We start from the raw sequence: 26,955 nt of genomic DNA on the forward strand, positions 1-26,955 counted from the left end.
TGCTCGGTATAGTTCTGCTCGGTTCTGCAGTAGGGTGGAATGCGAGCGGCTTATTGAAAAAATCCGCTCAGTCGTTATCCACATGGTATCAGCTCCCCCTTTGGTACAGGGCACCCTCATTACTGCCGTGGGCTCCAGCTTTCCGGAACTCTCCATGACCTTAGTTTCCACACTTATTCACGGAGAGTTTGACCTCGGTGTTTCGGCCATCGTGGGCTCCGCAATTTTCAATATCTCTTTATTCCCGGTCTTTCCGGAGCCATGGCCGGCAAAATTTCAATTAATTGTTGCCGGGGTAGAGGGCTTATTACGATCGGCCATTTTTTTTGGGGATTATTTTCAGACACCCAACTTTATTTGGGGGGGTAACGGTCGTGGCAGCCGCAACTAGTTTACCAGTTGCGCTTGTGAGTGTTCGGGTTGCCAAGCTTGACAAAGGCAATGTGAGTATTGGAAATGTGCTGGGGAGCAATATTTTTGACCGGCTGGTAGCCATTCCTGCAGGCGTTTTAATTGCCGGGTCTTCTGTGGTGAATTTTTCGGTAGCTGTTCCGATGATGCTGTTTCTCACCCTGGCAACCATCGTGCTGTTTGCTTTTTTACGCACGGGCCTCTATCTCAAAAAATGGGAAAGTTGGATGCTGTTATTGCTTTATGCCTTTTTTATCCTCGGGATGGCACTGGAAAATTTCGATGTCGTCAACTGGGTCCCCGATTGAGGTATTTTCATTGATCATTTGATATTATTTAATGTTGTAGCGTAGAATAAAAAGAAGAAAATGAATGGGAGGGGCTATTGGATTTATATTGGATGCGTTGACCACTACCAGCGCGCAACTATTGGGATGTCGTTTTAGATAAATAAAATAAATTATGAAATCGATTATAAAAATCGTATTCAGCCTACCCTTTGACATCGTTTGGATGTCGATAATGTTTATGGGACTCATGCCTTTTGGTACCTTTGATTATTCACAAGTAGGATTTTATTTGTGCATCGGACAGGCCACCATGGTATCAGTAATCATCAGGATATTATTAAAGAGATACCAAAAAGATTATAGGGGTAAAATAAAGTAAATCCCAGGAATGAAAAACCCGCCAGATCTTGAACAACTGGCGGATTTTTTTAGCTATTTTGCCGGGGACTTTTCTAAAAACACCATGTTTAGATTTCTATTGCTTTCTGCGCTTGTGCTCTGCCTTTCCTGTGAAGTCGCCAAGAAAAACAGCATGATGGCACAAAATTCCTCTCCCATGGAGGAACATATCCGCCCGCATGAGCGGGTGGACGGATCGGGCTTTGAAGGGAAGAAAATCTCCCTACCGGGCATTTTTGAAAAAGACCCGCTGCTTTTGATGGGAAATGCTACTTCCCGGGATTCGGTAAACCTGTTGATTCATTTTCACGGGGACGAAAGCGTGGTGGCCCATGCGCTGGCTGAAAACGAAGGTTGGGTAGCCGTGGCGGTAAACCTGGGGAATGGATCAAGTGCCTATAGCGGACCGCTGACCGATACCGAGCGTTTTGACTCCCTGCTTCAGGCCGTCCGGCAACACCTGCAGCAGCCCATTAGGAAGCTCTACCTTTCCGGCTTCAGCGCCGGGTACGGGGCCATTCGCTCCATCCTGAAAACCATAAATTACAACCTAATTGACAGCGTCCTTTTGCTGGATGGACTACACGCCAGTTATATTCCGGCTCAGACCCCTGTTGCACAGGGAGGGCAGATAGACGAGAAAGACCTTGCCGTATTTAAGAAGCTGGCGGAGGATGCCGTGTCGGGAGCCAAAGTATTTGTATGTACGCATAGCAGCATTTTTCCCGGTACCTTTGTTAGCACTACGGAGTGTGCCGATGCCCTTCTGGAATCAACAGGCGTCTCTCGCAGGCCGGTACTGAAAAAAGGTCCACTTGGAATGCAGCAAGTCGGCGAATCAGTAGAAGGAAACTTTAAAGTCCTGGCTTTTGCCGGAAATACCGCGCCGGATCATGTCGACCATCTCCACGGCCTGTTCCATTTTATCAAGCTCCTTGAAAACGAAGAGTCCGTGCTATGGTAGCCTTACCAGGGATCATGCACACGTGTTTTTGGTTCATCCGCCAACCTTATTCTTTTATTTTTAGGGTATTGGTTACCTGTACCTTATCACATTCTTTCATGCGTAATATCATCTTTTTTATTGGCGATAAATCCCTTATCTTTATTGTGTAATAGTAATAGCGTAGACCTACCTAACCAGCGTCGACGAAAACTTCCCGCTACATAAACCAATACTACACCGTACCAGGATTTCTCCGGAAATCTCCACAATCACTTTACCGGCATCGTCCGGCATCGGGAGTTTTTTATTCAATTGGGTTGGAAAAAGTGTTTAATCCGTAGAAAGGTCTTTGTCGGCACCTACCATATTGGGATACCCCCCCTTGTCCACTAAATCCGACATACCATGAAACGAATTTTACACACACTGATCGGAATAATCGTTGCGTTATTCCCCCTCCTGGGGCAGGAGATTCCTATTGACCCTACCTTCCATTACCTGGACAGGGGTGCAGGAATTGGATTTGATGGCACCATGGCTGATTTGCTAATCCAGGAAAACGGCAAGCACCTGGTTGGAGGCCGATTTACCAGCTACAACGGCAAATCTGCTAATGGACTGGTCCGTTTACTTCCGGATGGCCAAGCAGACCCATCCTTTTCTATTGGTACGGGTTTTCAAACTCAGAGCAGTGGTGATTATGCAGTAAATTCCATTCAGGTCCAGCCGGATGGAAAATTGTTGGTGGGTGGAGGTTTTATTGCCTATAAAGACAGCGAGGCTAATAGGTTGATACGCTTAAACCCGGATGGCAGCAGGGATCCCTCCTTTCAGACCGGTAGGGGCTTTGATAAGGGGGTAACATCAGTAACGCTTCAATCAGATGGGAAAATCTTGGTTGGTGGCTATTTCGCCTCCTACCAGGATGTCCCTCTTCCCTCCCTGGTTCGGATTAATCCTGATGGCTCCCTAGATAGTTCCTTTAACGCTGAGGGAATAGCTGGAAGTATCGTAAGAGAAGTTGCACTTCAGGAAGACGGAAAAATATTGGTGAATGCCGGCGATAATTTCGTCCGGTTGGATCCAGATGGCACCACAGATAACAGCTTTCAACTAGCGGATCCCTTTGGTAATACATTTAATGATCCCGATTACGGGACGTATACTAATACTTTCCATGTTTTTTCCGTTTTTATGGAACAGGATGGCAAAATCCTGCTTCGTGGAGATATGCGAAGGAACCTGAAGGAATCCGTTGCCTTTTTGCGCCTAAATCCTGATGGATCCCTTGACAAGTCATTCCAATTTTATGAAGAGGAATTAGGCTTCGAACTAGTAGGCAATCTGGCCAAAAACCTAGATGGGGAATTGTTCACCGTTGGTTTAGGCCAGATAGGTTTTGATCGCTCCATTCAGCGCCTGCTCCCAGACGGGACCCTGGATAAAACCTTTCCGCCACAGGAAGATTTAAGCGATGAAGAGGTGTATTTATCGGGTAGTTTTTTGGAGGCCCTGCAAAACGGCAAATTCCTGGTAAGCGGAAGTATTGGAAAAATTAGCGGCCTTTTCCGGATCAATAGTGACGGATCACGGGACCTTAGCTACAATCCTACACCTGAATTTAACCAGGAAGTTCACACCCTGTCCCTACAGCCTGATGGAAAAACACTAGCCGCAGGTAAATTCACAGGATATAACGGTAAGGTCGTTAACGGTCTGGCCCGCGTTCATTCCGATGGTACCCTGGATGAGACCTTTGAAGCGGGAACAGGCCTGGATCATTCTTTTTACAACCCGCAGCTATCTATTTTAATGCAGCACGATAACCGAATTCTGCTTATCGGAAACTTTATTGCTTATAACGACATCCCTGCCGGAGGAATTGTCCGGCTACTCCCAGATGGCCGCCAAGACACGAGTTTTCAACCGGGCACTGGATTCAAAGCTGGTTCCGACCTACCCGCGCTGCTACAAAAGGATGGAAAAATTGTTGTAGCCGGAACGCTTTTCAATGGAGAACCATTTCCTGGTTTGATCCGTCTAAACCCCGATGGCTCCAAGGATATTTCTTTCGAAATCGGATCAGGATTCGATCGGTCAGTATCCTGCCTCGCCGCCGCCCCCGGAAACAAAATACTGGCAGCGGGAAATTCTACTTCCTTCAATGGCAATCCGGTAAACCTGCTGATTAGGCTGAACCCCGACGGCAGCCGGGACAACTCTTTTAATGTCAACATGGAACTGGACATCCGGCCTGAAAATCTTCTCGTACAAGGAGACGGCAAAATCCTGGTGGCCGGTTCAGATGGTCCAACAGGTAACGAATCTCGTCTGATCCGCCTCCACGCGGATGGCTCCCTCGACACGGGGTTTAAGGCAGGAATACCTTCTACTTTTGACATGGGTACAATGTTGCTCCAGCCTGATGGAAAAATTTTACTCAGCCTGGGCAAATACTTTCCACCAAGCATATTGGCCCGATTGATGCCGGATGGGAGCGTGGATCCTACCCTCAAATTGGATTATAGTTTTAATGGTGAAATTCAGACGATGACGGTTGATTCGAAGGGAAATCTCCTGGCGGGAGGTTCGTTCACCTCTTTCGAAGGTATAAATGCCTACCGCATCGCACAAATTCCGGATATAGTGAATCAGCCCCCCGCACTGGAAAATGTATTTCGAATCAATGCCGGTGGTCCCTACCTTTATCGTGGAAAGGAGGTATGGCTGCCCGACACCCGTTTTTCAGGAGGAAATAAATATTCCAATCAGGTTCCCATTTCCAATACCGAAAACGATGCCTTGTACCAAACCGAGCGCAATGGTGATTTCAGCTATGAAATACCGGTACCGAAAACGGGGCAGTATACATTGGAACTGCACTTCGCAGAAATTTATTGGGAACAATCAGGAGCACGTTTATTTGACCTCAAGGTTGAAAATGACCTTTTTAGAACCAATATCGATTTGGTTAAGGATATAGGCGTGAAAAAGGCCAACGTTGTCCGTATAGAAAATCTGGAGGTGAAAGACGGCAACCTGAGCCTGGAACTGATCACCCAAAGGGACCGGGCTAAAATTTCAGGCATTGCCCTATTCAAAGAAACCCAAACGGAAACTCCGGAAGATATCCGGATCAATGCCGGAGGCGATGCGCTTTACTACCTGGGAGAAGAGTGGTTGTCTGATCGGTATTACCTGGGCGGGAAAACCCATTTTGATGATACCAATCCCATAAGCGGTGACAGGGACGAATTGCACCATTCCGAGCGGTATGGAGAATTCAGCTACCGCATCCCTGTTCCAAAAGCCGGAAGGTATTTTCTGGTGTTTCACTTTGCAGAAATCTTTTGGGAAAAAGAAGGAGAAAGGGTATTTGATGTGCTGATGGAAAACGGACAAGCAAAACTGGAAAACCTGGACTTGATTAAACTTATAGGCGAACCAAATCATGCGTACATGCTGCAAGGAGGAACCTTGGAAGTCATGGACGGGGCATTGGATTTGGAATTTATCCCCAGGGTGAATGAAGCGAAACTCTCCGGGTTACGCCTGGCGCTATTGAAGCCTGATGCCAATGCTCCGGTAATTACGCAACCGGAAGACCTGAACCTGAATGAAGGACAGAAATGGACCTATCAGGTGGATGCGTACTCACCAGTGGCCGGAGAAACGCTGCAGTATTTTGCGGAAGGTCTTCCTGATGACATTAATCTGGATCCGGATACCGGTGCTATCAGCGGAAGTTTTCCTTCGGCAGGCCGGTACGAGGTCGCACTCAAAGTGACCGACCAGCAAGGGTTGGCCGGCTACACAGATTTTTCAATCACCGTAAATCCGCTGACAGTCGTAAGACGGATCAATGCTGGAGGATTCTGGCTGGAATCAGAAGACATACAGTGGCAAAGCAATTTGCGCCATCCAACCGGTCGCATCTATTCTACCAATGCCGCCATTTCAAATACCGAACTGGATACAATTTACCAGTCCGAAAGAAATGGCGACTTTTCCTTCGAAATCAAGGTTCCGGCAAGAGGATACTATACCGTAGAACTTCATTTTGCCGAGATCCACTGGACCCGGGAAAATGCCAGGCTGTTCCGCTACCAACTGGAAAATGAACCCTTAAGCGAAATCATTGACCTGTACAAAGATTATGGAGGGGCCAATCATGCCTACGTCCGTACGATTCACGATGTTCAGGTAACCGACGGATTCCTTAGCCTTGAAATGATCACGGTGAAAGACCGGGCCAAACTATCGGGCATCGTAGTGTACCGTCAGGGCACGTTGGCTTCTTCGGCCAGAATGGCTACGGAATCCCAAATGGGAGAACAACAAGAATTCGGGCACCCAAACAGCGAAGAGGAGATTGAAGCCATCAACCTGTATCCAAACCCCGCCAGGAACCACCTTAACCTGGAATTTGAAGCGAAAGAATCCGGGGTATGGAGCTTTGTGCTGGTCAATTCCTTGGGTGTAACCACTTACCTGGATCGGCTGAACCTGGAACAAGGCAGGTACCATCTGGAGTTTGACCTGTCCGCTTACCGATTTAGTGCCGGAACGTATTACCTGCGGATGGAAAGCGAACGGGAAGAAAGCAGGGTACTTAGGGTGATTCTTTATTAAGGATAATCTCAAGCATCCCCGCTAGCATCCGCAAAAAAAGAGGCGGCTGCTAACGGGGATTTTTGGTAAATACCGATTCATTTTATACGCTACTGTCTGAATATTCAATAGCCGATGGAGAGAAAAAGAGCTTCCCATGTCTGAGAAGCTCTATTTTGCCAAATTTTGTACCAGGAGCGGGACTACATTTTTTTAAATAAATCATTGATTATCAGTGTCTAATTTCTTAGAGGTGAAATTTCACCCTTTACTTTGCTCCAATTTTCCCATCAAAAGCTTGTTGTGTTCTTCCAGCAGTTCGATGTACTTTTTCTGCCACAGCTCCTTTTCTTTGATGCATTTCGCCAGGTCGCTGCTGCTGTAGATTTCACTTTCTTCCGGAGAAAAACCGTACTCCGTAAGCATTTCCGGAAACTCCTTCGAAAAATCGTGGCCTATCGCACGGCCATATTTGTGAATAATATTAAAACTGAGGTCATCCTTTTCAAAATGCCTGTATGCGCTGGATGGGTGATAGGAAGCCTTTTTTGCTATCGCCAATATGCTTACCGCATGCTCTTTGGCATACTCGTCTAGCTTTTTTCTGAGTATCTCTCCCCTGTGAAACTTCATGTAAACAAAGTTCGGGATAATTTTTTTCTCATTTTGAGATGAAAAATATTGCATTGCTATATTTTATATCGCATATTTACCGCATAGTTATAGCACTTTAAGAAAACATGCAATACCAAAAATCCAGTATGCTATCCAAAAAGGAGTTGAAAAAATTGAAAAAGAAGATGCCATATGGCTACTTCTCCATGATAGAAAAGCGGGTTAAAGTATCCTCTAGAACCATTTCCTACTTCTTCTCAGAAAAAGAGCACCGCTATAACCTGGAAGTTCATCAAGCAGCTCTTGATGTGATTGAAGAATACCAACTTTCTATAAACAAGATAAAAACGCGACAAAAAACCATCTTAAATGAGAAATAAGGAACTCATATCCAGAATGAAAACCTGTGTTTCGGGGAAATTGCCTGCTGGAATCATCGATCAAAACGTCGAATTCTTCGCAAAAGGAGAAAGCGTTTTCGCAATTGTGCAATCCCAAATGCTCCCCCCTGCAGAATGGCCAAACTGGCTGAAAGAGTCGATTCTTCAAGATATGCAAAAGCATCCTTCTGCAGTCCAGGCGCTGGTAGACGCTGATTTCGTGACGGAGGAAGAAATGGTTGTCCAATACATCAAGTGCCGGTATTCGGCTTTGGACAATCAACCCGATATGATCGAAGGCCGACTGCAGGATACCGAATACGTCGACTGCAGCCTGAGAGGCTCCTGCCCATTTGAAGGTCGACTGTGCGAATTGCTGGCCGCCCGATACGGGATTCTTACACCCAGAGAAATCGAAGTTTTAAAGCTAATCCCTGAAGGACTGCTGGACAAAGAGATCGCAGACAAAATGGGCATATCAGTCCTTACCGTGGGTGTGTACATGAAAAATTTAAGAGAAAAAACAGGCTATAAAAATAAAGCCGAACTGGTTCGCTTCGCTTTCGAAAAGAACCTGATATGACATTACCGGAAAGTTCATTCCACGTTTGAGCGACAACCATTCCGGAACCGTACCGGTAGCGGTTCCGGAATTTAAACACAAAGCCATGAACCCATTCAAACTATTACTCGACCACAACATTGCCCGGGTCAAAAAGAAACATTATGCCGAACGGGCCAAAGGCCTTAAAGGCATCTTCGAGCCAGTCAATAACCTGCATGCCCATAACTGGATCCGGAGGGAAATAGCCATCCGGACCAACCTTTACCAGGTGATGGATGAGCTTATCTCAAATGACCAACTCTATAAAGATCTCAATTATGAGCCCACGAAAAGAACTTAGAGACTACGAGGAACTGCTGGAATTTGCCAGGCAAGAGCTTCGCCAAAGCCAACAACAGCTGATACGCATGCGAAACCTGGAAGCCGATCCGGATCAATTGGAAAAACTGGAAAAGGAAATTGAACTGCTTATCAAGGCAGTAGACCGATATCAAGTCAAAATTAAAGTGCTACAAAATGCCCTACGAGAAAGTGAAAATCAGTCCTAAAGTTCGTCATGAAAACATCCCTTGCACATCCGACCACTTTGAAAAGCACCTTCGGGACAAAGCCCTCCCCATTATCCACCAGGGAAACATGTACATCCGTGTCCGGGATGGCTCCGGAGAGGAATGGGGATTATTCAGAGGCCAGTTTGTCTCGTGCCGGTAGAAAACAGAAAATCCGCCAGCGACGGTATTACTTTATCCGCAAGCTTCGCGAAATAGGCTACCAGATCCACACGGAAAAGCGAAGCATTCAGACCCCCTACACCTCCGTAAATGACATCCCCCCGCCGGAAAGGTATTACGTCCGGCAGCTCCTTAAACTCGGATTTCAGCAAGAACTCACTTTTTTCTGATGTACATCGAACAGCAAAAAATATTGGACGGGACCGATGGCGGTCTCAAAATTATCCTGCATTACTACCCTCAGGCAGAAAGAGCCCTGCAGCGTAAAGGGACCAAGTTCAAACTGCGGACCAGTGAAAAAACCGCATCTGCTACCCTGAAACAACTATCTGATGGCAACTGGGTGGTGACCGACTTTGGCGGGGATCAGAAGCCCAAAAACGGCATACTGGTTTGCATGGAGGAAGAGGGAGTGGAATTCAAAGAAGCCCTGGAGCTTCTGGCCTCCCGATACGGGATAGACGGGCAGGAACCGCCCGAGGTCCTGAAGCCGGAGATTACCACCAGAGAGGCAAGGGCAGAGGAGAATGAAGGAGAATGGTACTTTGAGGTGCGGGAAGGATTTACCGAGCTGGACGTTACGACTGTCCTGGCAGATAAGGCCATCCCTTATCAAAAGGACGAACAGGGAAAGAAAATCATCAACTGGGAGAAAATCGAAAAGGTCTTCAAGCGGTACCATTTTTATTCCCTGCACAGTTATTCCATTGTCAAAAACCGGAAGGTCATCACCATTGCAGCGACGGACCGCTATCCGATTTTTATGTGGGATGAAGGATCCTTCAAAAAGATCTACCAGCCCCTCAGTCCGGATAAGGGCCGGCGCTTCATGTATTACGGCAAGCGGGACAAGGATTTTCTTCACGGCCTGGCCGAATGCCATATGGCTTTTGAATCACTGCAGGAAGGGGAAGACACCGACGAGGAGACCGGAGAGGTTCGCTCCAAAAAGAAAAAGAAGCTTCCGGAAATCCTTTACTGTAGCGGTGGTTCTGATGGCATGAACCTGGCCATGATCGGCTACCAGGTGGTTTGGCCCAATAGCGAGACGGCCAAACTCTCCGATAAGCAATTTAAGAGCCTGGCCAAGCTGGCCGATAAGGTGATGAACATGCCGGACATTGACCATACCGGTCTCCGGGAAGCGCACCGCCTGGCCATGGAGCACCTGGACCTGTACAATATCATGCTGCCTGCAGAGCTCCGGGAGCGTGCGGACAAGCGGGGAAATCCCTCCAAAGACGTTCGGGATTACCTAAAGTACCATACCTATTACGATTTCAAACAGCTGGTCAAAACAGCGCTTCCTTATCGTTTTTGGGATGAGATCTACTACGAAGACAAGGCCGGAAACTGGCGATCCAAGTTTGAGGTGAAGAATACCCGTCTCTATAATTTCCTAACCAAAAACGGCTTCTACCGCCTGCAGAACAAAAACGAAAAACAGGGCTTTATCTACATCCAGATCAAAGACAACATCGTCCGGGAGATTGAAGTCAATGAAGTAAAAACCCACGTGCATCGCTTCCTGGAAGAACAGTATGTGGACGAAGACCTGAGGGATGTATTTTTTCGCAGTACCCAGCTAAAGGAAGCCTCCATGTCCAACCTGCCCATGACGGAGGTAGACTTTTCCGACTTCGACCGGGACCGGCAGTTTTTCTTTTTCGAAAACAAAACGGTGGAAGTCACCAAATCCGGAATCAAGGTTCACAAACTGGGTGAGATCAAGCGGTACGTCTGGGAAGATGAAGTGATCAAGCACCGGTTTAAAGAGCAGGAACCGCATTTCAAAATCAGCAAAAACGAGGATGACCACTGGCACATCGATATCCTGAAAAAGGATAACATCTTCCTGAACTTCCTGATCAATACCAGCCGCACCCACTGGCGCACCGAGCTGGAAGACAACCTGGATGCGCTGAGTCCGGAGGAGCAGAAAGCCTACAAGAAAAAGCACTTGTTCGATATCGCCGGGGAGAACCTCTCTCCGGAAGAGAAACGGGAGCAGATGCACCAGCTCGTCAATAAGATCTACGTCCTGGGCTACCTGCTGCACCGGTACAAGGATCCCTCTCGCCCTTGGGCCATCTGGACCATGGACCACCGGATAAGTGATGAGGGCGAATCTCACGGGGGTTCCGGTAAGTCCATCGCCATGGGAGCTGTCAGTCGCTTTATGAAGTCCGTCACCCTGCGGGGCAGGGATCCCAAGATGACCGAAAACCCGCATATGTATGACCGTGTCACCATTCACACCGATTACATCCTGGTAGACGATGCCAATCAGTACCTGAAATTCGACGTGTTCTTCAGTGATATCACAGGCAATATGATCGTGAATCCCAAGAACAATAAATCCTACGAAATCCCTTACGAGGAGTCTCCCAAGTTTGCCTTCAGTTCCAATTTCCCATTACGAAATATAGACAGCTCCGTACTGCGCCGGGTGCTGTACTGCGTGTTTTCGGACTACTACCACGAAAACAAAGACGGCTACTTCCGGGAGAGCAGAAACCCCAGGGAGGAGTTTGGCAAAAACATCCTGGGGCCGGATTATACGGACGAGGACTGGAACGACTTCTACAACTTCATGATCCAATGCTGTCAGTTTTACCTCAATCACGGCAAGATCGATCCACCGATGGAAAACGTGGAGAAACGCAATTTACTGAGCGAAATGGGCGCACCCTTCCACGAGTGGGCAGACACCTACTTCAGCGACAGGATGAACCAGGACGTGGTGAAAAAATACGCCATGGATGATTTTATCCGCAGCACCAATACCAAATGGACTTCTCAGAAATTCACCAAAGCCCTGCGCGCCTGGGCCAGGTACTACGGGTACGAGCTGGATCCGGAGGAATTTAAAAACAGCTCCGGACGGATCATCCGCAAGATCCAGGAGGACGGCCACCCCACTTCCGTGGAAATGATCTATGTACGCAATACCCAGGTGGCCACCCCCGAGCCACCGGAGCAGATCCCCATCAGTTCGGGGAATGACAAGCTGATACCAGGTAACCAAACAGATGCATTTGACAATTTCTGATATGGAAATATTACTAAAACTCAAACCAGCCTCGTCCCTGGAGGACTTCATGGACAAGGAAAAGAAATCCCGCAAAATGGGCCTGGTCTATTTCCAGGTCCTGGAGGGAGGTTCCGGACTCATTACCCGGGTGGTATCCGAGCAAACAGATAAAATCTGGCTGCAGCGGATGATCAAAAAAGGTAAACTATTCATTCAAGAAACCTCAAACATTGCTGAAACATCATGAACATTACCGTAGACCTCAGTTTCCTGATCGCCGTCAAAGACATGCGCGAGGAACAACGACGCTTCTTTGCACTCACCAAAGAAGCCAAAGCCAAAAAGCTGCCCAAGTTATGGGCCCAGCGAAAAAACTGCCTGGACAGCTCCCGGCAGCTGGAAGCCCTGGTGGATATCCGCCTGGATCAGTACCTGAATGGAAAGGAGGAGAGCAATGGCTAATGATAGACCATACAGCGGCTGTCTGGTAAGCGGCTTCTTTTCGGTCTTCTGCGTACTGATGCTGCTGGGTACCTGCACCAGCTCCTGCGGCACTGCCGGGATCACTGCCCTGGTGCCTGCCGGCGAGGTGATCGGCCGGGATGGAGACCGCCTGCTGATCCAGTTTGATGATGCGACCAGTAGGCCCGGCAAAGCCTACGAATGGTTTCATTTTCCAGGCTTGGGACCGGTAGATTACCAAGAGCTCGAGGCCGAGCTCATCATCAGGAAAAGGAGGGGACATGACTGATCAGGCCCAGTTCACGCCCTCTTTTTCTACCTGTACCTGTCACTGTTTTGCTTGCTGGCATCGCTCTTTCTTCTGTCCGCAATCCTGGTGCTTCTCCGGGAGATGGCAAAGGAGGAGCCTCCGGATGACATATCCCCGGAGATCCGGGAAGGCTGGCTCTGGCATCAGATCCGGCGAAAAATCAAGTAATTATTCACGCAAATTTAATAAACCCATGCCCAGAATTAACAAAGTGTACACCCTGGAGGTAGGCGTTGAGCAGTTTCTCAACGCCTGCTCTCCTCTGGAACTAAAGGAAGTAGAAATGCTCATCCTGTCTCCCAGATTTAAAAATCGAATGAAAGCAGCCATAGCAGATCCAGCTCCCGATCGCCAGAATTTCCCACCGGACCGAGACAGTGATTGGCGTAGGGGAATCTGGCTTAGGGATGCGAAGGGGTAGTCTGACGCCAGGAGGACCGAAACGAACGTGTAGCCCGCAACAGCCCGCCCCGACCAAAGGAAGGGAAAACCCCAAATCAGTCAACCTAAAAAACGAAAACATGAAGAACTACTTTACCATCACCACAAACCGGGAAACCGCTGAGCAGATCCAAAAGCAGTGTGAATTTGACGAAAGGTGCAGCCAGCGGAGCTACGAGCTCGGAGATATCCATCACGATGTAGGTTTCTCCATTGTTAAAATCCATGCGAAAGAAGACCTGATAAAGCCGTCCGATATATTTTGGCTCGGTCTCTTTTCTGCCAACTGGAAAATCGACTAATAAACCTGTAACCTTGTAACCATATATTCCAAATGATAAAATTTGAAGATTACAAAGAGGAAAAGGATGAAATAGCATTAATAACACAGCAAATCGTCAGGGAGTACGAACTGACCGGTAAGACCGATATTAATAAAGTTTACCTTATAAATGTTAAAATAAAATCCTGGATCGAAAGGATTATCAAAGATGTAAACAGCCAGCAAGAAAATAGCCCTGATATTGGATTGTTACCCAGATACATATGGGTGGAAAGGAGATTTAAGGACATCCGTGACGCAATCATGAGATATGCAAATAAAATGCGACCCATACCTATTGAATGGATAGAGGAATATGAATCCCTGCGAAAGGAAATAGAGGAAAGAAACGCAAATAATCTTGTAACCCAATGATTCTAGGATTCAAAACCCACATCCACGGCAAACCAACCTATTTCAAAGAAAAGATTCTGGCTCCCTATACTGGGAACCAGGATCGCTTCCGTCCTAAAATCCATACCATCCGGAAGGGATTTCGCTGGAAGGAGGGGATGAGAATCCACATGGCCACCGGCATCCGGACAAAAAATTACCACCAGTTTAACCAGGGCATCCCCCAGCTCGAGCACTGCACCGGTACCCAGGATATTTGGATTTACGCCAGGGATCAACGAATCCTTGTCTGGGAAAAGGATCGCCCCGAAGCCTCCGAGACCGTCACAGACGGATCCTGGAAGGAACTTGACAAGGCAGCCATGCAGGAGCTGGCCTTAAACGACGGCTTCGATTCCCTGCAGGAGCTCTTTGATTGGTTCTTCCCCATCTTTGGCGGTCAGATTGTGCATTGGACGGGGGTGAGGCATTAATCTACTTACATGAAAGGATATACGATTTCGGCGACTATAACGATAATTACTCTATTAACCGTTAATACCTTTACTTATGATATTAGCGTATTTATCGGTATAGTGATATTATTGGTACAGCCAATTATTCTCATTATAACAGAGGGAAAAACTAACGTCCGCAGCAATCGCAGATAGTATTTTTTGGTCCTAGGCTGGATTTTTGCCTAACATATCTTTCAAATTCCAATTTGTCATAATAACTGGATTTTTGATATCGTTCTAATTCCTTAATAAACTCATCTCTTTCAGTACTTGTTAGCCCGAGAAATCCTCTTAAAATTTTACTTACCTTTTCTGTCATTTTAATTATAAATTTAGTAGTTACCACATATTTCACAATCCGTTGGGGTCATGGAAATAGGAGTTTCACCACAACCTGCACAGCCTCTTCTATAATTTCTTAATCCAGCTCGCATGCCCATTCTAAGTTCTTTATCTTCTATATCAAAATTCCCTTTGCTAATTCCTCTTTCCCGCTCCAATAAAATATCCATTTTATTTTGAAAAAGACTCACATTTTCAGGTGGGTACTTTCCCAAATATTCAAATTCAGAATTGAGTAAAGAGTATTCTGCAGATTTGGTTGAATATGTATTTACCTTTTCATCTGCTCCTATTATTGTCAAATAGGCTGAAAGTAATAGCTGTATTAATGCTATAGGTGTTGTTATATATATAGCTAATTCAAGTATGATTTCATATGAATAGTAGGAGGTTAAAATCCCTCCTAAAAGTACTGGAATCAATATTCCTAATACCTTTGTCCATCTAAGCTGAAAATTTAGAGATTCAATCTTCTTGGAATATATGTAAGAATAGCCAAATGAATCCAATGCTTTGTCCCAACAGTCGGTTCGTAATTTTTTTTGTCTATCTTCCATTTTCTTATATTACTTAATCACGAGTATAGGTTTTTAGAAAAAATCCAACTCATCCACCTCTTTCATCAGGCGATCCGTTTCCGTAAGGGCCACGATGATTTTTTGATAGTGCAGGATGTCGTCGAATTCCAGGCTTCGGCCCTTCCGATCTTTAAGCCATTTCTGAGCGGGTTGATAGCCTCCGATGTAGAATTCCCAGGCCACCAGCGGCACCCCATCAAAGTACTGCGTCTCGTTGATATACACTTTACCTGTATCGCCATCGGAATTTGAGACGTACCTCGGCCTGACCACCTCATTGCTGCCATCCATTGGGTATCGGGTGATGTAGTGATTTACGGTAGGACTTTCCAGCAGGTGGATCTGCCGGATTTTTCCGCCCAGCTTTACCAGCTGCCAGAAAGTTTCCGAGTTCTTTGGATACGGCACTCGCGGGAAGTCTATTTTGAGGAACTCCTTGTATTTCTCCCTGTAGGCTGGCGAATGGAGTACCGCATAAATATAATCTAAAATATCAATAGGGGAAAAACTGGAAGGGCACTCCGAAATCTCCTCTGTAGCACGAGCATAATTTAAATTTTCATCTACTTCCCTCTCTGGAACAAATTTAATTTTCAGGCATTCAGAAAATTTCTCAACGATTTTAATATCTAGGTTTGGTATTCGTTCCGTTATTTGCTCGATAGTTTGTTGATTTTTTTGACTAGGGTAAAGGTAAAGGGGAAATAAAATATTATTAGCAAAAGCACTTTCAAACGTACAAGATTCGCTTGGTTTATCAACTACGAACACATACGAAAATATTTGTTTGCATTGCCTTTTAAAAAGTAACGCTAGGTTATTATTTAATAAAAGTGAGTTGACTTTCATTCCTGGCGTGCCTATAAATCCCTTAGATTTCCCAGTAAAATAGGTGTGCCTTTCATCAAATGGCCTATAAACAACCTTTTTATAAAATTTATCATTGTCGTTCTTCAGTAAATCAGCCTTTGCTCGCATTATACCCCAGTCCCTGGCATCCTTTTTAAGACTATACTTACTTCGAATTTGATTCTCTTCTAAAATTTTAAAATCGCTAACTACTTTTTCGATTTCATTTTTAGCAAAATGTATGGTAACCGAATCTCGTTCTGTTTTAAAACCGGAACCATAAACTTCAAATAAGTCCGTTACCTGGAACCCATCATTATAAACCCGAACATCTTTAAAATCCTTTGGAACGAAAAAGTAATATGGTTCTTTTACTGAGATTTCTTGCCAAAGACTATTTTTAAAGTTCAATTTAGAAAGAGATTCATACTTCTCTTCGCGCTTACCGTATAAATTAGAATGGTATATTTTTCCAAGACTTGTTTTACTTTTTTTACCATTTTTAATAAATATATTAATTGAGACACCTTGCATTATATCAAAAACGTTTTGGTCAATTTGCCCTTCCGGTGTTGTTTCATTTATTCTAGAATTACCATGCAAGTTGAATACAAAAATTTTGTCGAAACTTTGTAATAAATGCTTTCGCATTTGACGATGAGTAATTCCATCAATAAAACTATTATTGGAAATATAGGCAAGAATACCACTTCCATTCTTATCAATAAAATGTTGACCATATCGGATGAACTTGATATAATCATCATCCAAGTTGATTTTTTTTTCCTTCAAACCTTTCTTAAAATCAGCAATCAAATTCTGAATCCAATCATTTTTATTGGTGCTGCTAACAGCGTAAGGCGGATTTCCAATCACACACATCACCGGTGTATCTCTTTTTACATGGTTGGCATCATTGGCCTCCGCGCTGAGCCAGCTGGCAAAAAGCGTCCCAGTGTCCTGGTGATGTTCTTCCAAGCTATTGGTCAGGTACACGCGCAGGCGTTGGTTGCTGGTTGGTTTGTACCCAGTTTCCGTAAGCAGAAGATCCAGCTTCAGATGGGCCATGGCATAGCTGGCCATAAGCAGCTCAAAGCCATTCAGGCGTGGGATCAGGTGCCGCTCAACGTAGTTGCTCCAGATGCCTTCCTGCCCGGCAAATTGCTTGTGGATATGCTTCACTACTTCGGCCAGGAAGGTACCGGTACCGGTGGCAGGATCTAGAATCTGCACCCGGTGCACTTCCTGTTCCACCTGTTTGTATCCGGTGGCTGACCGGCGGTCCTCGGTTTGGGTATTGACTTTTATCGTGGTCTTACTCGTATCGGCTAGTCCTTGGGGCAGATCAAATTCCGTCTTCAAGATATCATCTACCGCACGGACGATAAAGTCCACCACCGGCTGCGGGGTATACCATACCCCGCGGGATTTACGCAATTTCGGATCGTATTCACTGAGGAAGGTTTCATAGAAGTGGATAATGGGGTCCTCCATCTTTGTAGATTTCCCGTAGTTCTTCAGGATGTTTTCCACGTTGCAGGCCAGGAATATATCCGCCAGGCTATCCACGATCCATTTGATCCGGTCGTCGATATCCGGTCCGGCGATGTAGCCAAAGAGCTTGCGCAAAAATGGGTTTGATTTTGGGATCAGCTCTGCCGCCTCCTGCCGGCTAAAGGTTCCGAGGGTTGGGTCATGCAGCCGGGCAGCAAACATGCCATAGGCGATGGTCTGGGCATAGACATCCGCAAATCCCTGTGGTGTAATGTCGTGGATCAGGATCTGCTTGAAAGCCTTCATCTGGTCTTTTAGCGTACTGTCTTCCTGATTTTCCTCGTCAGAGGTGAGTGCATTACCGATTATATCGGAGAGTAGCCGGGCCTTTCCGGCCATCATTTCTGCCAGTTTCTTGCTGCTCTTGATCGTCTGGCCTACGTGACTGCTAAAGTCTTTAATCAGGTTTTCAAAGGCCCCAAAGTTCTCCGGAAGTGGTTTGATGCCCTTTTCGGTGATTTCCCCAATGGTTATTTTGGTGGTAAACTCTCCCTCCCGGTAAAGGTGGAAGTTAATGTAATCTGTGAAGATCAGGTTATTCAGTGAGGCCTTATACCGGTCAAATTGCTCCCTATTTCCTGTTCTCTTGGCTCCGTCAAGGTCCTTATCTCCGATATCTTTTGCTTCGATAAAGCCCACCGGTATATCCTTTTTGGTCAGGATATAGTCAGGAGCACCGCATTTTTGACGTTTGGGTTCGTTGGTTGCGCTTATAGAAGGAGACAGGCTTTCCAGGAGTTGCTGTAGATCTCCTCGAAATGTATGCTCCGTAGCATTGCCTAAGCGGTAGCGTTTATCGAGGTTTTGCAAATAATTTTCTACCGTCATCTATTTTACTAATTCCTGAAAGAGTATTCAAAAAAGTTTAAGCAAATAATCATTTTATTTGGTTATCCTATTTATGGTCGATATGCATAGTTACATCAAATTGAATTCTGTTTACATTTTGTATTGAGCTATTCGACTCGGATTTCCCTCTTAGTTGAAATATTTGAGCAACTGTAATTTTACCACCAACATCATTTACATTCCCTTCATTAGATTGAACGCCAATGTCAAAATTAATTTTACTGGTACCAGTTTCAATACCTCCTGAATCTGGCGACTTTTCTTTAACATATTCATGACCTTCCATTAAACCATCGGTAACCTGTTTAATGGTTTCAGAAATAAATTCATTTAGTTCCATTTCATTTTTATCAATTAGTTGTAATCGTACTCCAAAAAACCTCATCTCTTCCGCCCAAAGCCTTATGGCATGCTGCCGCTATTCAGTGGGGACATTGTCACAATACTGCGCCTGATCCAGGCCGGGAGGGACACCGCTTTCCTTTCTTTCAGTCCTGGCCATTCCGGGCCGGATCTTTATGCGATCGTTCCTGCATCTTTCAAATCATAATTTACACGAAATTTTTGTAACTCTGTAACTAATAAAGGAATTCAACTTGAATACCCCTTAAAATCAGCAGGTTAAATTAGTTACGAATCGCTCCATTTTTTCGTAGCCAAATAACCCTGGTTACAAAAAATTTTGTAACCACTTCCCTCCCCTTTTTGGGTTACAAAATTCTGTAACCCTGGACACAGTTTCCTGACCTGGTATAGTAACTTTTTAGGGTATTGATTTTCAGGTTTTTATCACGAAAAAAACACAAAGTTACAGAGTTACACCATTCTTGGGAATTAAAAGAATTGGGTTACATAGCTTTTTGAAAAGAAAGTAGAAAAATAAATTTCTCGCTATGCGATATACTTGCGATGATTATGCGAATTGATTAAATTGAATAAAAAAACAGCATGGATATTCAGCTTACCGTTCACAAAGACCTGCTCCGGGAATACTTCCGGCACCTGTTCCCCCTGGATGCAAAAGGTCGCTACCTGATCAACCGAAATTCTGACCTGGGCAAAGCCATCTGCAGCTTTGTCCGCTATACCGAAGTAAAGCCAGAGCGGGATCCCCAGGCGCTACAGCTGCTGCTACCGAAAACCGACAGCCTTAAAAATGCGCCGAATTACCACCTGTATTTTTCCCGGGAAGACCTGCTTCGGATCAATGACCTGCTGGAAGTTTTCTTCCATATCGACTTTGACCGCTTTTACCTGAAGGGCCGTAAGCTGGGCATGATGCAGAAAGACATCATCGAGTCCTTCATAGTGAGCCGAAAGCTGACCAACTTACTTCAAGACAATGAGACCCTAAAGAAACGGGAATACCGGGAAGGCCTACGCCTGCTCCAGGTACGCTGCCGGAGCCTGACCAAAAAGGCCTACTACCGGCATGAGAAAATCGAATCAGGCATGCAAAATATTTTGGTGAATTGAACCGAAAAATATTTCGTGAAATCAGGGAATCGGGGGAAAAATTTACGAACTGCGAATGATCCGCTCCATTAATCATATCTGCCGTGTGCGCTACGCTTTCATTTCGGAAGTCAGCCGTTTGATATACAGTCCATCCGGAGGGGTGGCGGTGACGGCTGCCTGGCAGGAGCTGCCGATCAGCAAACCACCCAGCCTGACCATCGCCGAGGATTACAGCAAAGCTGGGCGGAGCTTTACTTCCTCCTTTCGCTCCTGGATCAGAGAGCGGCGCCTGGTGCGGGATCCGGTGATCGTTCGCCTGGATTTCAATGATGGCCAGCCGCCATTGCTGATCGGTTCGGTGGATCATCCCGTGCGCTTCACCGAAGACCACAGCCTCACGCAAAAGAATGTACAGTTTACCCATCGCTTCTGGGCCTATCCCTTTCGGATAGTGGACCTGGCAGGTAAGGGTATCTTTTCACCACCGTTTACACCTCAATACACATAGCCATGTCAGCCTTAAGTGACAGCCAGTTAGTAGCCAAAGCCAATGTTATTGGCAGCCAGACCGAGGAAAACACCATCGATCCCCAGATGATTGCCTCTATGTTCAATGACATCATCATGAACAAATGGAATAAGGATTCCCCGCTTCCTAAAGGTGACAAAGGCGACCAGGGAGATCCGGGACCATCGGCCTACCAGGCCTGGCTGGATTTGGGCAATAGTGGTACGGAACAGGATTTCATCAATAGCCTGAAAGGTGATCAGGGCGATGCCGGCGATGATGGGCTGTCCGCTTATCAGGTTTGGCTCAATGCTGGAAACACCGGATCAGAGGCAGACTTTCTCCTGGACATAAAAGGAGACAAAGGTGACCAAGGCGATGCTGGTGATGACGGTCTGTCCGCATATCAGGTATGGCTCAATGCTGGAAATACTGGCTCAGAGGCAGACTTCCTTCTGGACCTAAAAGGAGATAAAGGAGACCAGGGCGATGCTGGGGATGACGGGCTGTCCGCATACCAGGTATGGCTCAATGCTGGGAATGCCGGCTCAGAAGCAGACTTTCTCCTGGATATAAAAGGAGACAAAGGTGATCAGGGCGATGCTGGCGATGACGGCCTCTCAGCCTACGAGGTATGGCTGAATGAAGGAAATTCGGGAACCGAACAAGAGTTCATCGATAGCCTTCAAGGCTCTCCCGATACCCCGGCTGATATCGTCACCAAGCTAAGCTCTATCACCGAGGAAGCGGACAAGCTACCCAATACGGCAATAAAGGGCTCGCCCTTCAATGGAGATCAGTTAGGGATCGATCCACAAACAGGGGCTTTATACGTCAAAACGGATGAGGAACCCACTGAGGGATCAAAAAAACTGATTAGCAGCGGGGATATAAAGGCTTACTTGGAAACTGCCCCCATGGGACTTTGGAATCAACTTACTTTCCGGGAAGCCAGGTATGACAATGACTTTACTCCGAGAAAGGGGATTGCCGCTGAGGATGCGGTAATTATTATTGGATCGGGGGGTGGTTCCGGAGACAAAGGTTTTGTTTCCAGGGACCTAATCCATTTTACCGATTTCACCACCGGCTGGTATGACAATTACGCCATTGCCCAGGCGAATGGTACCATCATCATTGCCGGAAGGAATGCCGGTGCCGGTACCTACATGTGCAAGCGCAGTACAGATCAGGGGAAGACCTGGGACAACATTACACTTCCTGCCAACTCTTTGCCCTACGATATTGCCACAGATAAAAAAGGAAATTGGGTTATTTGTTGCCGAACAACTACATCAGGCCATCCGCTTGCAGTGTACAGCGATGACGATGGGCTTACCTTCTCTGTCAGCACCGTTCCTGATGAAAACGAATACATGGTGGTGATTTGCGCCGGTGATGGCTTTGCATTACTGGCTCCTCTGGGAACCAACAAGGTACAATACAGTACCGATGGCGGAGCCACCTTTCAGCCATCTACTCTCACCAATGATTCCGGACATTTTACTGCTTTTGGCTGTGCGCACAAGGGAGACATGTTTGTCACCTCCAATGCCTCCGGTTCCCATAACCGCCTGCTGCGCAGCCAGGACCGGGGAGCCAATTTTGATGGCATTTCCAATGGTTTTGATGATGTACCGGTCAAGGCCATTGCTTCGGTAGGGGATTACCTGTATGTGGGTGCTACTGATGGCCGTCTCTTTCGCTCCCGGACCGGAGCTCCTGGGACCTGGCAGGAAATCAGTTCTCCGGTGACCAACGAGATCACCCTGATCACCGGGGGCATTATCAATAACATTCCCTTTCTGATCATCGGTACCGGTGAAAATGGGGAAAGGGTCCTAATCAATATCTGATATGGCCAACTGGTACGTAAATCCATCTGCAGGCAGCGACACCAACCCAGGCACGGAGGCCGGTCCATTTGCTACTACCGGGAAAGCTATAATGGAGGCCAGTCCGGGGGATACCATCTTTCTAGCCAAGGGCTACAAGTACCCCTCGCTTCATGTAGATGGGAAAGATGGTACGGCCGGAAGCCCGTATACCTGGGATGCCTACGGCATAGGTACGGATCCCATCATTTCGGCATTTGTGGATCCTTCCGGCAGCTGGTCGGACCAGGGGGGTAATATCTGGGCGTATCAGAATGCATCCCTGGATCAGGTGAATATCCTGGCCACATCCGGAGCCAATCAGCCCATTGGCCGCTGGCCAAAACGGCCGGTAGCGGAGTACTATACCATTGATTCAGCATCGGGAAACACCTCCATTACCGACAATACCAACCTTTCGGGAGCTCCAAATTTTGTTGGGGGCGAATTGGTAAGCAAGAAACGCAAGTGGACCATCGACCGCTCACCTATAACCGGGCAAACATCCAGTACCCTGACCGTGACCGGATCAGATGTCAGCTATAAGGCAGGAAACGGATATTTTGTCCAGAATCACATCAATTGCCTTGCGGAGCAGGGCGACTGGTGCTATGATGCAGCTACCGATACGGTATACTTCTATAGTACTTCAGATCCCAATGCCCTGGATACAGCCATCAGTTTCGATGAGCATGCCCTGCATGTGGATGGCTCGGATTACCATGCCTTCCATAACCTGATCTTCGAAGGTGGTTGGGGACATAATATCTACTTGGAGTATTCGCACAATGTGAACTTTACCAGCTGCGTATCCCGTCTGGCCGGCATGAACGGACTGCAAACCTACGTGGCTGAAAATGCCAGCTGGGTGGATAGCTATATGTATGATGTAAACAATAACGGGATCAACAACCGCGATGCCAGCGAAGGGCTGACGGTGATCGGAAGCAATTTTTTCCGAATTGCTGCCATTCCGGGCATGGGCCAGGGAGGTTCCAATCAGCAAAATGGTATTCATATCAACAATACCGAGCACAATGCCTTGATCGATGGGAATTTCTTTTTTCAAGTAGGTAACTGTGGGGTGTACTATCGGGGTAATAACTGCTACGTGGGGCACAACTATGCGGAAAAGTGCGGATTGACCGTTTCGGATGCGGCGGCTTTTTATAGCTTCGGGAATTTTTCCAGCCCCTATACCAATATCATTTGCGAGTATAACATTGCATTCGACTGCATAGGTAACATTGATGGCATTGGCGGAACGCCACAATATGATACCTGCGGATTTTACACGGATGACAATTGTCAAAACGTGACCGTTAGATTCAACTATGCGGAAAAGTGCGGGTACTGCTACTACATCCATAACAACCAAAATGTCAGCTATCATAACAATATTGGCATAGATGGCGGAAAGATCCTGTATATCTCAGACGACAATGTGCAAGGGGTTGGTAATACCTTGCGTGTGCGAAACATTAGCGTGCAGGACAATATTTTCAAAGCCCTTACCGGACAGAAACTAATCGCTGCCCGTACGCTCGGGGACTTTTCCGGAGATGATCCGTTTTTATACGGAGCGATTGATAACAATCAGCTGGATGCAGTGGATGCCAATCCATTTAATGTACACCTAACCAATAATTACGACACGGACTTTAACCTGGCAGATTGGCGAAGTACCTATGGTTTTGATGCTGCCAGTACTACAGATCCCTATGATCCGGAAGGGTCGGTATACTTTGCCAATGACACGGATCAGCCCAAAAGCTTCTCCCTCGATGGAATCTATGAAGACTGGGACCAGGTCGAGTACAGTACAGGGGAAGTCATCCTGAATCCAAACAGTTCTATACTTCTTTTCCGGGTGAGTGATTTCCCGGGGCCGGGCTATCCGATTGGCTATGTAAGGGGGATTCGTTTTGTGGAAACACCCTAATTTTTCCTTGAAAAAATCTCCATTGTAATACGACGTTTTTCGAAAATGCTGTCCTTTTCCCCTTGCGGGGCACATGGTAAACTTGTATCAAAGAACAACCTACTATGACACGTCTCGCAGGTAACTGGCAGTTTCTTCTTGTTTCTCAGATCCTGAAGGGGAAGTTCTTCCTACGTCCGGATATCGCCCTGGGGCTGGGATTCCAGGCGGCAGATATCATCAATCGTACGGATCGCCATACCCGGCAGCGCAGATCGCTTAAGCTGCAGTCTGTATCTGCCTCCGGGCTGGTCCGCAGTTCCCTGCTTTTTGACGAAGAAGAGGACGAAGCCGAAGCCGATACCGGCTCCCCCTATGACGGTGCTCCGGAAGGTTCGGTGGCCATCATCCCCGTGAAGGGCAACATGCTCAAATACGGGACTATGTGCGAATACGGAACTACGGAGATCGCCTCCTTTATGATGGATGCTGTCGCGCACAAGAATATTTCTGCCATCGTACTGGACACTGACTCCGGAGGCGGGGCAGTGGATGCCGTGGCTCCCCTGGTGGATGTGATCCGCATGGCCAAAGCAGCCGGTAAGCCTGTGGTGGCTTCGGTAGACATGGCCTGCTCGGCTGCCTACTGGGTGGCTTCGGAAGCGGACTACATCGTGGCCGATAACGGCATCAGTGCAGAGATTGGATCCATCGGGGTGATGATGAGCTTCGTGGATGTGAAAGGATACCATGAAGAGAAGGGCATCAAGTTTCACACGATCTACAGCAGCGAAAGCAGCGAGAAAAACAAGGCTTTTGAACTTGCCCTGGAAGGGAAATACGATCTGATCCGGGAGGAAGAACTGGATCCACTGGCACGGACCTTTCAGCAGGCAGTGAAGGCCAATAGAGCCGGTAAGCTCAATAGCCAGGCAAAGGGTATCCTAAACGGGAAAACCTACTTTGCCGAAGAAGCTCAGACCATGGGCCTGATCGACCGGGTAGGCACCGGCAGTACGGCGGTGGAAATCGCTATAGCTAAGTCTCACGCAAAACAATTCATATAAACGTTTATCCGATGTTCAAAAAAATGCAAGCCATTGTACTCGGCCTTCTCGGACTCAAGGAGTTCTCCAAGGACGAGTCCGGCCAGCTTACCCTCACCGAAGAGGAAGGGGAAAAGCTAGCCGATGTGCTCGGTCAACCGTTCGTTGACAAGTTCAAGGAGGCCATGAAGGAAGCCAGTGCCGATCCGCAGCCGCTGATCGACGCCATCACTTCCCACAATGCCTCGCAAAACCAGGAGCAATTGACACAGCTACAGGCACAACTGGACCAGGCGAAAAAGGATAAGGAAACGCTGCAGGCGAGTATCGCCCAGTTGAGTTCCTCTCCCGAGCCTGAACCAAAACCTGAGGCGGTAGGTATGCCCCGAAGGGAGGGTGTAAAAACGATTCTGAAAGTGGATGCTTCCAAGCCTCATTACAAGGCTTTGACCGCATTCATGAAAAACGGCTATCTGGCAGAAGGTTCTACCATCGATGTCGCAGATCTAATGCAGGAATTCGGCACCTACCTGAGCCAGGGGCCAAATAACTTTGCCATACTGGACACCATCTTTCAGGGGTTCAGTTCTGCGAGTTATTTTACAGAAGCCCCGGCAGTAACCGAAAGAAGGGCCATTCAGGCACTGATCACCTCTGTGTCACAGCAGTACGTGAATAAGTGGACCCCAAGCGGCAAAAGCCAGTTCAGGCCCCTGAAAATCCAGAACAGAAGGCACAAGATCAACTTCCCCATCGTGCCTTCGGAGGTGCTGACCAGCTACATCTTTGACATGTACCGGGAAAACCTGGCCATCGATCAGATGCCGATCTTCTACTACATCTGGCAAAAACTGATGTATCCCCAGCTGATGCAGGATATCGAGCTGAGGATGATCTGGAAAGGAAAGTTTGAGGAGCTGGACTGGTCTAATGTGAATGCTGGTGATGCCGGACAGGCTCCGGAGAAATCCATGGACGGTCTGGAGACCATCATTGCCACCAATCGGACCGGAGGCAATCCGGCCAATATCCGCTTTTTTGACGGAGAGGGTTTTGATTACAAAACTGCGACGGATCAGGAGGTATTGGACTTTTTCGCCAATTTCTTCAAGTGGATGGCACCGGTATTCCGCACCATGCCCATGAATGTGGGCTGCTCCTACGAGCTGCGCATGAGGTACCGAGAGGCTTACAAAAACAAGTGGGGTACCGGATCCGGTACGGAAAACCACGAGTTTGGCAGTAATCGAATTGACTACAGCCGGCACGTCCTTACCGAGATGGACGGTATGTATGGATCTCCGATTCTATTTGCTACGCCAAAGGCCAATATGGTGAAGCTGCGCCACATCAATGCCGCCCCAAATGTGATCAACGACGTGCAGAAGCAGGACTATGAAGCCAGACTTTTTGGTGAATACTGGTTAGGTGCAGGTTTTGATTACGGGGAAGCTGTATTTGCGTTTTGCCCTGCCAACTATGATCCGCATGCGCTGATCACCAGTGTATATGGTGCACATGACACTTACCAGCAGTTTAAGGGCACTGATGCCACTAAGTCAGTGACCGATTTTGGAAGCGGTAGCGCCGGCGGCGGTATCTAAAAAA

Annotated in this window: 28 protein-coding genes; 24 read left to right on the plus strand and 4 right to left on the minus strand. The window is 47.1% G+C overall.

Annotated elements, in window-relative coordinates:
* The first annotated feature begins 82 nt into the window (after positions 1 to 82).
* The 5 genes from GJS45_RS23735 (at position 83) to GJS45_RS17620 (ending at position 6,678) form a co-directional block, all read left to right on the plus strand.
* Positions 83 to 391, plus strand: a complete 309-nt coding sequence (locus GJS45_RS23735) for a hypothetical protein (RefSeq protein WP_202928117.1) — start codon at positions 83 to 85, stop codon at positions 389 to 391.
* Entirely contained in the window at positions 375 to 719 is a 345-nt protein-coding gene (locus tag GJS45_RS23740) for a hypothetical protein (protein WP_202928118.1), read from the plus strand. Before GJS45_RS23735 ends, GJS45_RS23740 begins: the two co-directional genes overlap by 17 nt.
* Positions 720 to 873: 154 nt before the next feature.
* The gene (locus GJS45_RS17610; RefSeq protein ID WP_162343189.1) at positions 874 to 1,080 is read left to right on the plus strand and encodes a hypothetical protein; all 207 of its coding nucleotides are present in this window, start codon (positions 874 to 876) and stop codon (positions 1,078 to 1,080) included.
* A gap of 9 nt (positions 1,081 to 1,089) precedes the next feature.
* On the plus strand, positions 1,090 to 2,064 hold the full coding sequence (locus GJS45_RS17615) for a hypothetical protein (protein WP_235954845.1): 975 nt from the start codon (positions 1,090 to 1,092) through the stop codon (positions 2,062 to 2,064).
* 387 nt (positions 2,065 to 2,451) lie between these two features.
* Positions 2,452 to 6,678: a malectin domain-containing carbohydrate-binding protein gene (locus GJS45_RS17620; protein ID WP_162343190.1), complete on the plus strand. Its 4,227-nt coding sequence runs from the start codon at positions 2,452 to 2,454 to the stop codon at positions 6,676 to 6,678.
* 240 nt (positions 6,679 to 6,918) lie between these two features.
* Here GJS45_RS17620 and GJS45_RS17625 read toward each other — a convergent pair whose 3' ends face one another.
* Entirely contained in the window at positions 6,919 to 7,290 is a 372-nt protein-coding gene (locus tag GJS45_RS17625; protein WP_162343191.1) for a hypothetical protein, read from the minus strand.
* Positions 7,291 to 7,397: 107 nt separating this feature from the next.
* Between GJS45_RS17625 and GJS45_RS17630 the strand changes: the two genes are divergently transcribed.
* The 13 genes from GJS45_RS17630 (at position 7,398) to GJS45_RS17690 (ending at position 14,344) form a co-directional block, all read left to right on the plus strand.
* A complete protein-coding gene (locus GJS45_RS17630; protein ID WP_162343192.1) occupies positions 7,398 to 7,652 on the plus strand; it encodes a hypothetical protein in 255 nt (84 codons plus the stop codon).
* Positions 7,642 to 8,235: a response regulator transcription factor gene (locus GJS45_RS17635; protein ID WP_162343193.1), complete on the plus strand. Its 594-nt coding sequence runs from the start codon at positions 7,642 to 7,644 to the stop codon at positions 8,233 to 8,235. The genes GJS45_RS17630 and GJS45_RS17635 overlap by 11 nt, the downstream gene beginning before the upstream one ends.
* 85 nt (positions 8,236 to 8,320) lie before the next feature.
* On the plus strand, positions 8,321 to 8,557 hold the full coding sequence (locus GJS45_RS17640; RefSeq protein ID WP_162343194.1) for a hypothetical protein: 237 nt from the start codon (positions 8,321 to 8,323) through the stop codon (positions 8,555 to 8,557).
* A complete protein-coding gene (locus tag GJS45_RS17645) occupies positions 8,535 to 8,765 on the plus strand; it encodes a PCRF domain-containing protein (RefSeq protein ID WP_162343195.1) in 231 nt (76 codons plus the stop codon). Before GJS45_RS17640 ends, GJS45_RS17645 begins: the two co-directional genes overlap by 23 nt.
* 8 nt (positions 8,766 to 8,773) lie before the next feature.
* Positions 8,774 to 9,118: a hypothetical protein gene (locus GJS45_RS17650; RefSeq protein WP_162343196.1), complete on the plus strand. Its 345-nt coding sequence runs from the start codon at positions 8,774 to 8,776 to the stop codon at positions 9,116 to 9,118.
* Positions 9,118 to 12,000, plus strand: coding sequence for a hypothetical protein (locus GJS45_RS17655; protein ID WP_162343197.1), 2,883 nt, complete (start codon positions 9,118 to 9,120; stop codon positions 11,998 to 12,000). The genes GJS45_RS17650 and GJS45_RS17655 overlap by 1 nt, the downstream gene beginning before the upstream one ends.
* A gap of 1 nt (position 12,001) precedes the next feature.
* Positions 12,002 to 12,229 carry a hypothetical protein gene (locus GJS45_RS17660; RefSeq protein ID WP_162343198.1) on the plus strand — a complete coding sequence of 76 codons (228 nt, stop codon included), beginning with the start codon at positions 12,002 to 12,004 and terminating at the stop codon, positions 12,227 to 12,229.
* Positions 12,226 to 12,444 carry a hypothetical protein gene (locus GJS45_RS17665; RefSeq protein ID WP_162343199.1) on the plus strand — a complete coding sequence of 73 codons (219 nt, stop codon included), beginning with the start codon at positions 12,226 to 12,228 and terminating at the stop codon, positions 12,442 to 12,444. The genes GJS45_RS17660 and GJS45_RS17665 overlap by 4 nt, the downstream gene beginning before the upstream one ends.
* Positions 12,437 to 12,733, plus strand: coding sequence for a hypothetical protein (locus GJS45_RS17670; RefSeq protein WP_162343200.1), 297 nt, complete (start codon positions 12,437 to 12,439; stop codon positions 12,731 to 12,733). The genes GJS45_RS17665 and GJS45_RS17670 overlap by 8 nt, the downstream gene beginning before the upstream one ends.
* Positions 12,734 to 12,947: 214 nt before the next feature.
* Positions 12,948 to 13,175 carry a hypothetical protein gene (locus GJS45_RS17675; protein ID WP_162343201.1) on the plus strand — a complete coding sequence of 76 codons (228 nt, stop codon included), beginning with the start codon at positions 12,948 to 12,950 and terminating at the stop codon, positions 13,173 to 13,175.
* A 100-nt stretch (positions 13,176 to 13,275) separates the two neighbouring features.
* Positions 13,276 to 13,497, plus strand: coding sequence for a hypothetical protein (locus GJS45_RS17680; protein WP_162343202.1), 222 nt, complete (start codon positions 13,276 to 13,278; stop codon positions 13,495 to 13,497).
* Positions 13,498 to 13,529: 32 nt separating this feature from the next.
* On the plus strand, positions 13,530 to 13,892 hold the full coding sequence (locus GJS45_RS17685) for a hypothetical protein (RefSeq protein ID WP_162343203.1): 363 nt from the start codon (positions 13,530 to 13,532) through the stop codon (positions 13,890 to 13,892).
* Positions 13,889 to 14,344: a hypothetical protein gene (locus GJS45_RS17690; protein ID WP_162343204.1), complete on the plus strand. Its 456-nt coding sequence runs from the start codon at positions 13,889 to 13,891 to the stop codon at positions 14,342 to 14,344. The genes GJS45_RS17685 and GJS45_RS17690 overlap by 4 nt, the downstream gene beginning before the upstream one ends.
* Positions 14,345 to 14,700: 356 nt before the next feature.
* Here the strand turns inward: GJS45_RS17690 and GJS45_RS17695 are convergent, their stop codons facing one another.
* The 3 genes from GJS45_RS17695 to GJS45_RS17705 all read right to left on the minus strand — a co-directional run bounded on the left by GJS45_RS17695 (position 14,701) and on the right by GJS45_RS17705 (position 18,880).
* Positions 14,701 to 15,267 carry a mobilome CxxCx(11)CxxC protein gene (locus GJS45_RS17695; protein ID WP_162343205.1) on the minus strand — a complete coding sequence of 189 codons (567 nt, stop codon included), beginning with the start codon at positions 15,265 to 15,267 and terminating at the stop codon, positions 14,701 to 14,703.
* Positions 15,268 to 15,300: 33 nt separating this feature from the next.
* The gene (locus GJS45_RS17700; RefSeq protein ID WP_162343206.1) at positions 15,301 to 18,519 is read right to left on the minus strand and encodes a type ISP restriction/modification enzyme; all 3,219 of its coding nucleotides are present in this window, start codon (positions 18,517 to 18,519) and stop codon (positions 15,301 to 15,303) included.
* Positions 18,520 to 18,586: 67 nt separating this feature from the next.
* Complete coding sequence (locus GJS45_RS17705; RefSeq protein ID WP_162343207.1) at positions 18,587 to 18,880, minus strand: hypothetical protein; 294 nt, start codon at positions 18,878 to 18,880, stop codon at positions 18,587 to 18,589.
* Positions 18,881 to 19,488: 608 nt separating this feature from the next.
* On the opposite strand from GJS45_RS17705, the gene GJS45_RS17710 reads away from it, so the two are divergent.
* From GJS45_RS17710 to GJS45_RS17735, 6 genes are all read left to right on the plus strand, one after another.
* A complete protein-coding gene (locus tag GJS45_RS17710; RefSeq protein ID WP_162343208.1) occupies positions 19,489 to 20,016 on the plus strand; it encodes a hypothetical protein in 528 nt (175 codons plus the stop codon).
* A 55-nt stretch (positions 20,017 to 20,071) separates the two neighbouring features.
* A complete protein-coding gene (locus GJS45_RS17715; RefSeq protein WP_162343209.1) occupies positions 20,072 to 20,506 on the plus strand; it encodes a hypothetical protein in 435 nt (144 codons plus the stop codon).
* A 2-nt stretch (positions 20,507 to 20,508) separates the two neighbouring features.
* On the plus strand, positions 20,509 to 22,362 hold the full coding sequence (locus GJS45_RS17720) for a sialidase family protein (protein ID WP_162343210.1): 1,854 nt from the start codon (positions 20,509 to 20,511) through the stop codon (positions 22,360 to 22,362).
* A 1-nt stretch (position 22,363) separates the two neighbouring features.
* Entirely contained in the window at positions 22,364 to 24,322 is a 1,959-nt protein-coding gene (locus GJS45_RS17725) for a right-handed parallel beta-helix repeat-containing protein (protein ID WP_162343211.1), read from the plus strand.
* A 104-nt stretch (positions 24,323 to 24,426) separates the two neighbouring features.
* Complete coding sequence (locus tag GJS45_RS17730; RefSeq protein ID WP_162343212.1) at positions 24,427 to 25,368, plus strand: S49 family peptidase; 942 nt, start codon at positions 24,427 to 24,429, stop codon at positions 25,366 to 25,368.
* A gap of 11 nt (positions 25,369 to 25,379) precedes the next feature.
* Positions 25,380 to 26,951 carry a hypothetical protein gene (locus tag GJS45_RS17735; RefSeq protein ID WP_162343213.1) on the plus strand — a complete coding sequence of 524 codons (1,572 nt, stop codon included), beginning with the start codon at positions 25,380 to 25,382 and terminating at the stop codon, positions 26,949 to 26,951.
* The last annotated feature ends 4 nt before the right edge of the window (positions 26,952 to 26,955 follow it).

Origin of the sequence: Cyclobacterium salsum, from assembly GCF_010119245.1 — a bacterium.
GTDB lineage: Bacteria > Bacteroidota > Bacteroidia > Cytophagales > Cyclobacteriaceae > Cyclobacterium > Cyclobacterium salsum.

Coding starts and splice junctions, on each gene's coding strand:
- GJS45_RS23735 (WP_202928117.1), top strand. CDS start 83: ATGGTATCAGCTCCCCCTTTGGTACAGGGCACCCTCATTACTGCCGTG.
- GJS45_RS17610 (WP_162343189.1), top strand. CDS start 874: ATGAAATCGATTATAAAAATCGTATTCAGCCTACCCTTTGACATCGTT.
- GJS45_RS17615 (WP_235954845.1), top strand. CDS start 1,090: ATGAAAAACCCGCCAGATCTTGAACAACTGGCGGATTTTTTTAGCTAT.
- GJS45_RS17620 (WP_162343190.1), top strand. CDS start 2,452: ATGAAACGAATTTTACACACACTGATCGGAATAATCGTTGCGTTATTC.
- GJS45_RS17625 (WP_162343191.1), bottom strand. CDS start 7,290: ATGAAGTTTCACAGGGGAGAGATACTCAGAAAAAAGCTAGACGAGTAT.
- GJS45_RS17630 (WP_162343192.1), top strand. CDS start 7,398: ATGCAATACCAAAAATCCAGTATGCTATCCAAAAAGGAGTTGAAAAAA.
- GJS45_RS17635 (WP_162343193.1), top strand. CDS start 7,642: ATGAGAAATAAGGAACTCATATCCAGAATGAAAACCTGTGTTTCGGGG.
- GJS45_RS17640 (WP_162343194.1), top strand. CDS start 8,321: ATGAACCCATTCAAACTATTACTCGACCACAACATTGCCCGGGTCAAA.
- GJS45_RS17645 (WP_162343195.1), top strand. CDS start 8,535: ATGAGCCCACGAAAAGAACTTAGAGACTACGAGGAACTGCTGGAATTT.
- GJS45_RS17650 (WP_162343196.1), top strand. CDS start 8,774: ATGAAAACATCCCTTGCACATCCGACCACTTTGAAAAGCACCTTCGGG.
- GJS45_RS17655 (WP_162343197.1), top strand. CDS start 9,118: ATGTACATCGAACAGCAAAAAATATTGGACGGGACCGATGGCGGTCTC.
- GJS45_RS17660 (WP_162343198.1), top strand. CDS start 12,002: ATGGAAATATTACTAAAACTCAAACCAGCCTCGTCCCTGGAGGACTTC.
- GJS45_RS17665 (WP_162343199.1), top strand. CDS start 12,226: ATGAACATTACCGTAGACCTCAGTTTCCTGATCGCCGTCAAAGACATG.
- GJS45_RS17670 (WP_162343200.1), top strand. CDS start 12,437: ATGGCTAATGATAGACCATACAGCGGCTGTCTGGTAAGCGGCTTCTTT.
- GJS45_RS17675 (WP_162343201.1), top strand. CDS start 12,948: ATGCCCAGAATTAACAAAGTGTACACCCTGGAGGTAGGCGTTGAGCAG.
- GJS45_RS17680 (WP_162343202.1), top strand. CDS start 13,276: ATGAAGAACTACTTTACCATCACCACAAACCGGGAAACCGCTGAGCAG.
- GJS45_RS17685 (WP_162343203.1), top strand. CDS start 13,530: ATGATAAAATTTGAAGATTACAAAGAGGAAAAGGATGAAATAGCATTA.
- GJS45_RS17690 (WP_162343204.1), top strand. CDS start 13,889: ATGATTCTAGGATTCAAAACCCACATCCACGGCAAACCAACCTATTTC.
- GJS45_RS17695 (WP_162343205.1), bottom strand. CDS start 15,267: ATGGAAGATAGACAAAAAAAATTACGAACCGACTGTTGGGACAAAGCA.
- GJS45_RS17700 (WP_162343206.1), bottom strand. CDS start 18,519: ATGACGGTAGAAAATTATTTGCAAAACCTCGATAAACGCTACCGCTTA.
- GJS45_RS17705 (WP_162343207.1), bottom strand. CDS start 18,880: ATGGAACTAAATGAATTTATTTCTGAAACCATTAAACAGGTTACCGAT.
- GJS45_RS17710 (WP_162343208.1), top strand. CDS start 19,489: ATGGATATTCAGCTTACCGTTCACAAAGACCTGCTCCGGGAATACTTC.
- GJS45_RS17715 (WP_162343209.1), top strand. CDS start 20,072: ATGATCCGCTCCATTAATCATATCTGCCGTGTGCGCTACGCTTTCATT.
- GJS45_RS17720 (WP_162343210.1), top strand. CDS start 20,509: ATGTCAGCCTTAAGTGACAGCCAGTTAGTAGCCAAAGCCAATGTTATT.
- GJS45_RS17725 (WP_162343211.1), top strand. CDS start 22,364: ATGGCCAACTGGTACGTAAATCCATCTGCAGGCAGCGACACCAACCCA.
- GJS45_RS17730 (WP_162343212.1), top strand. CDS start 24,427: ATGACACGTCTCGCAGGTAACTGGCAGTTTCTTCTTGTTTCTCAGATC.
- GJS45_RS17735 (WP_162343213.1), top strand. CDS start 25,380: ATGTTCAAAAAAATGCAAGCCATTGTACTCGGCCTTCTCGGACTCAAG.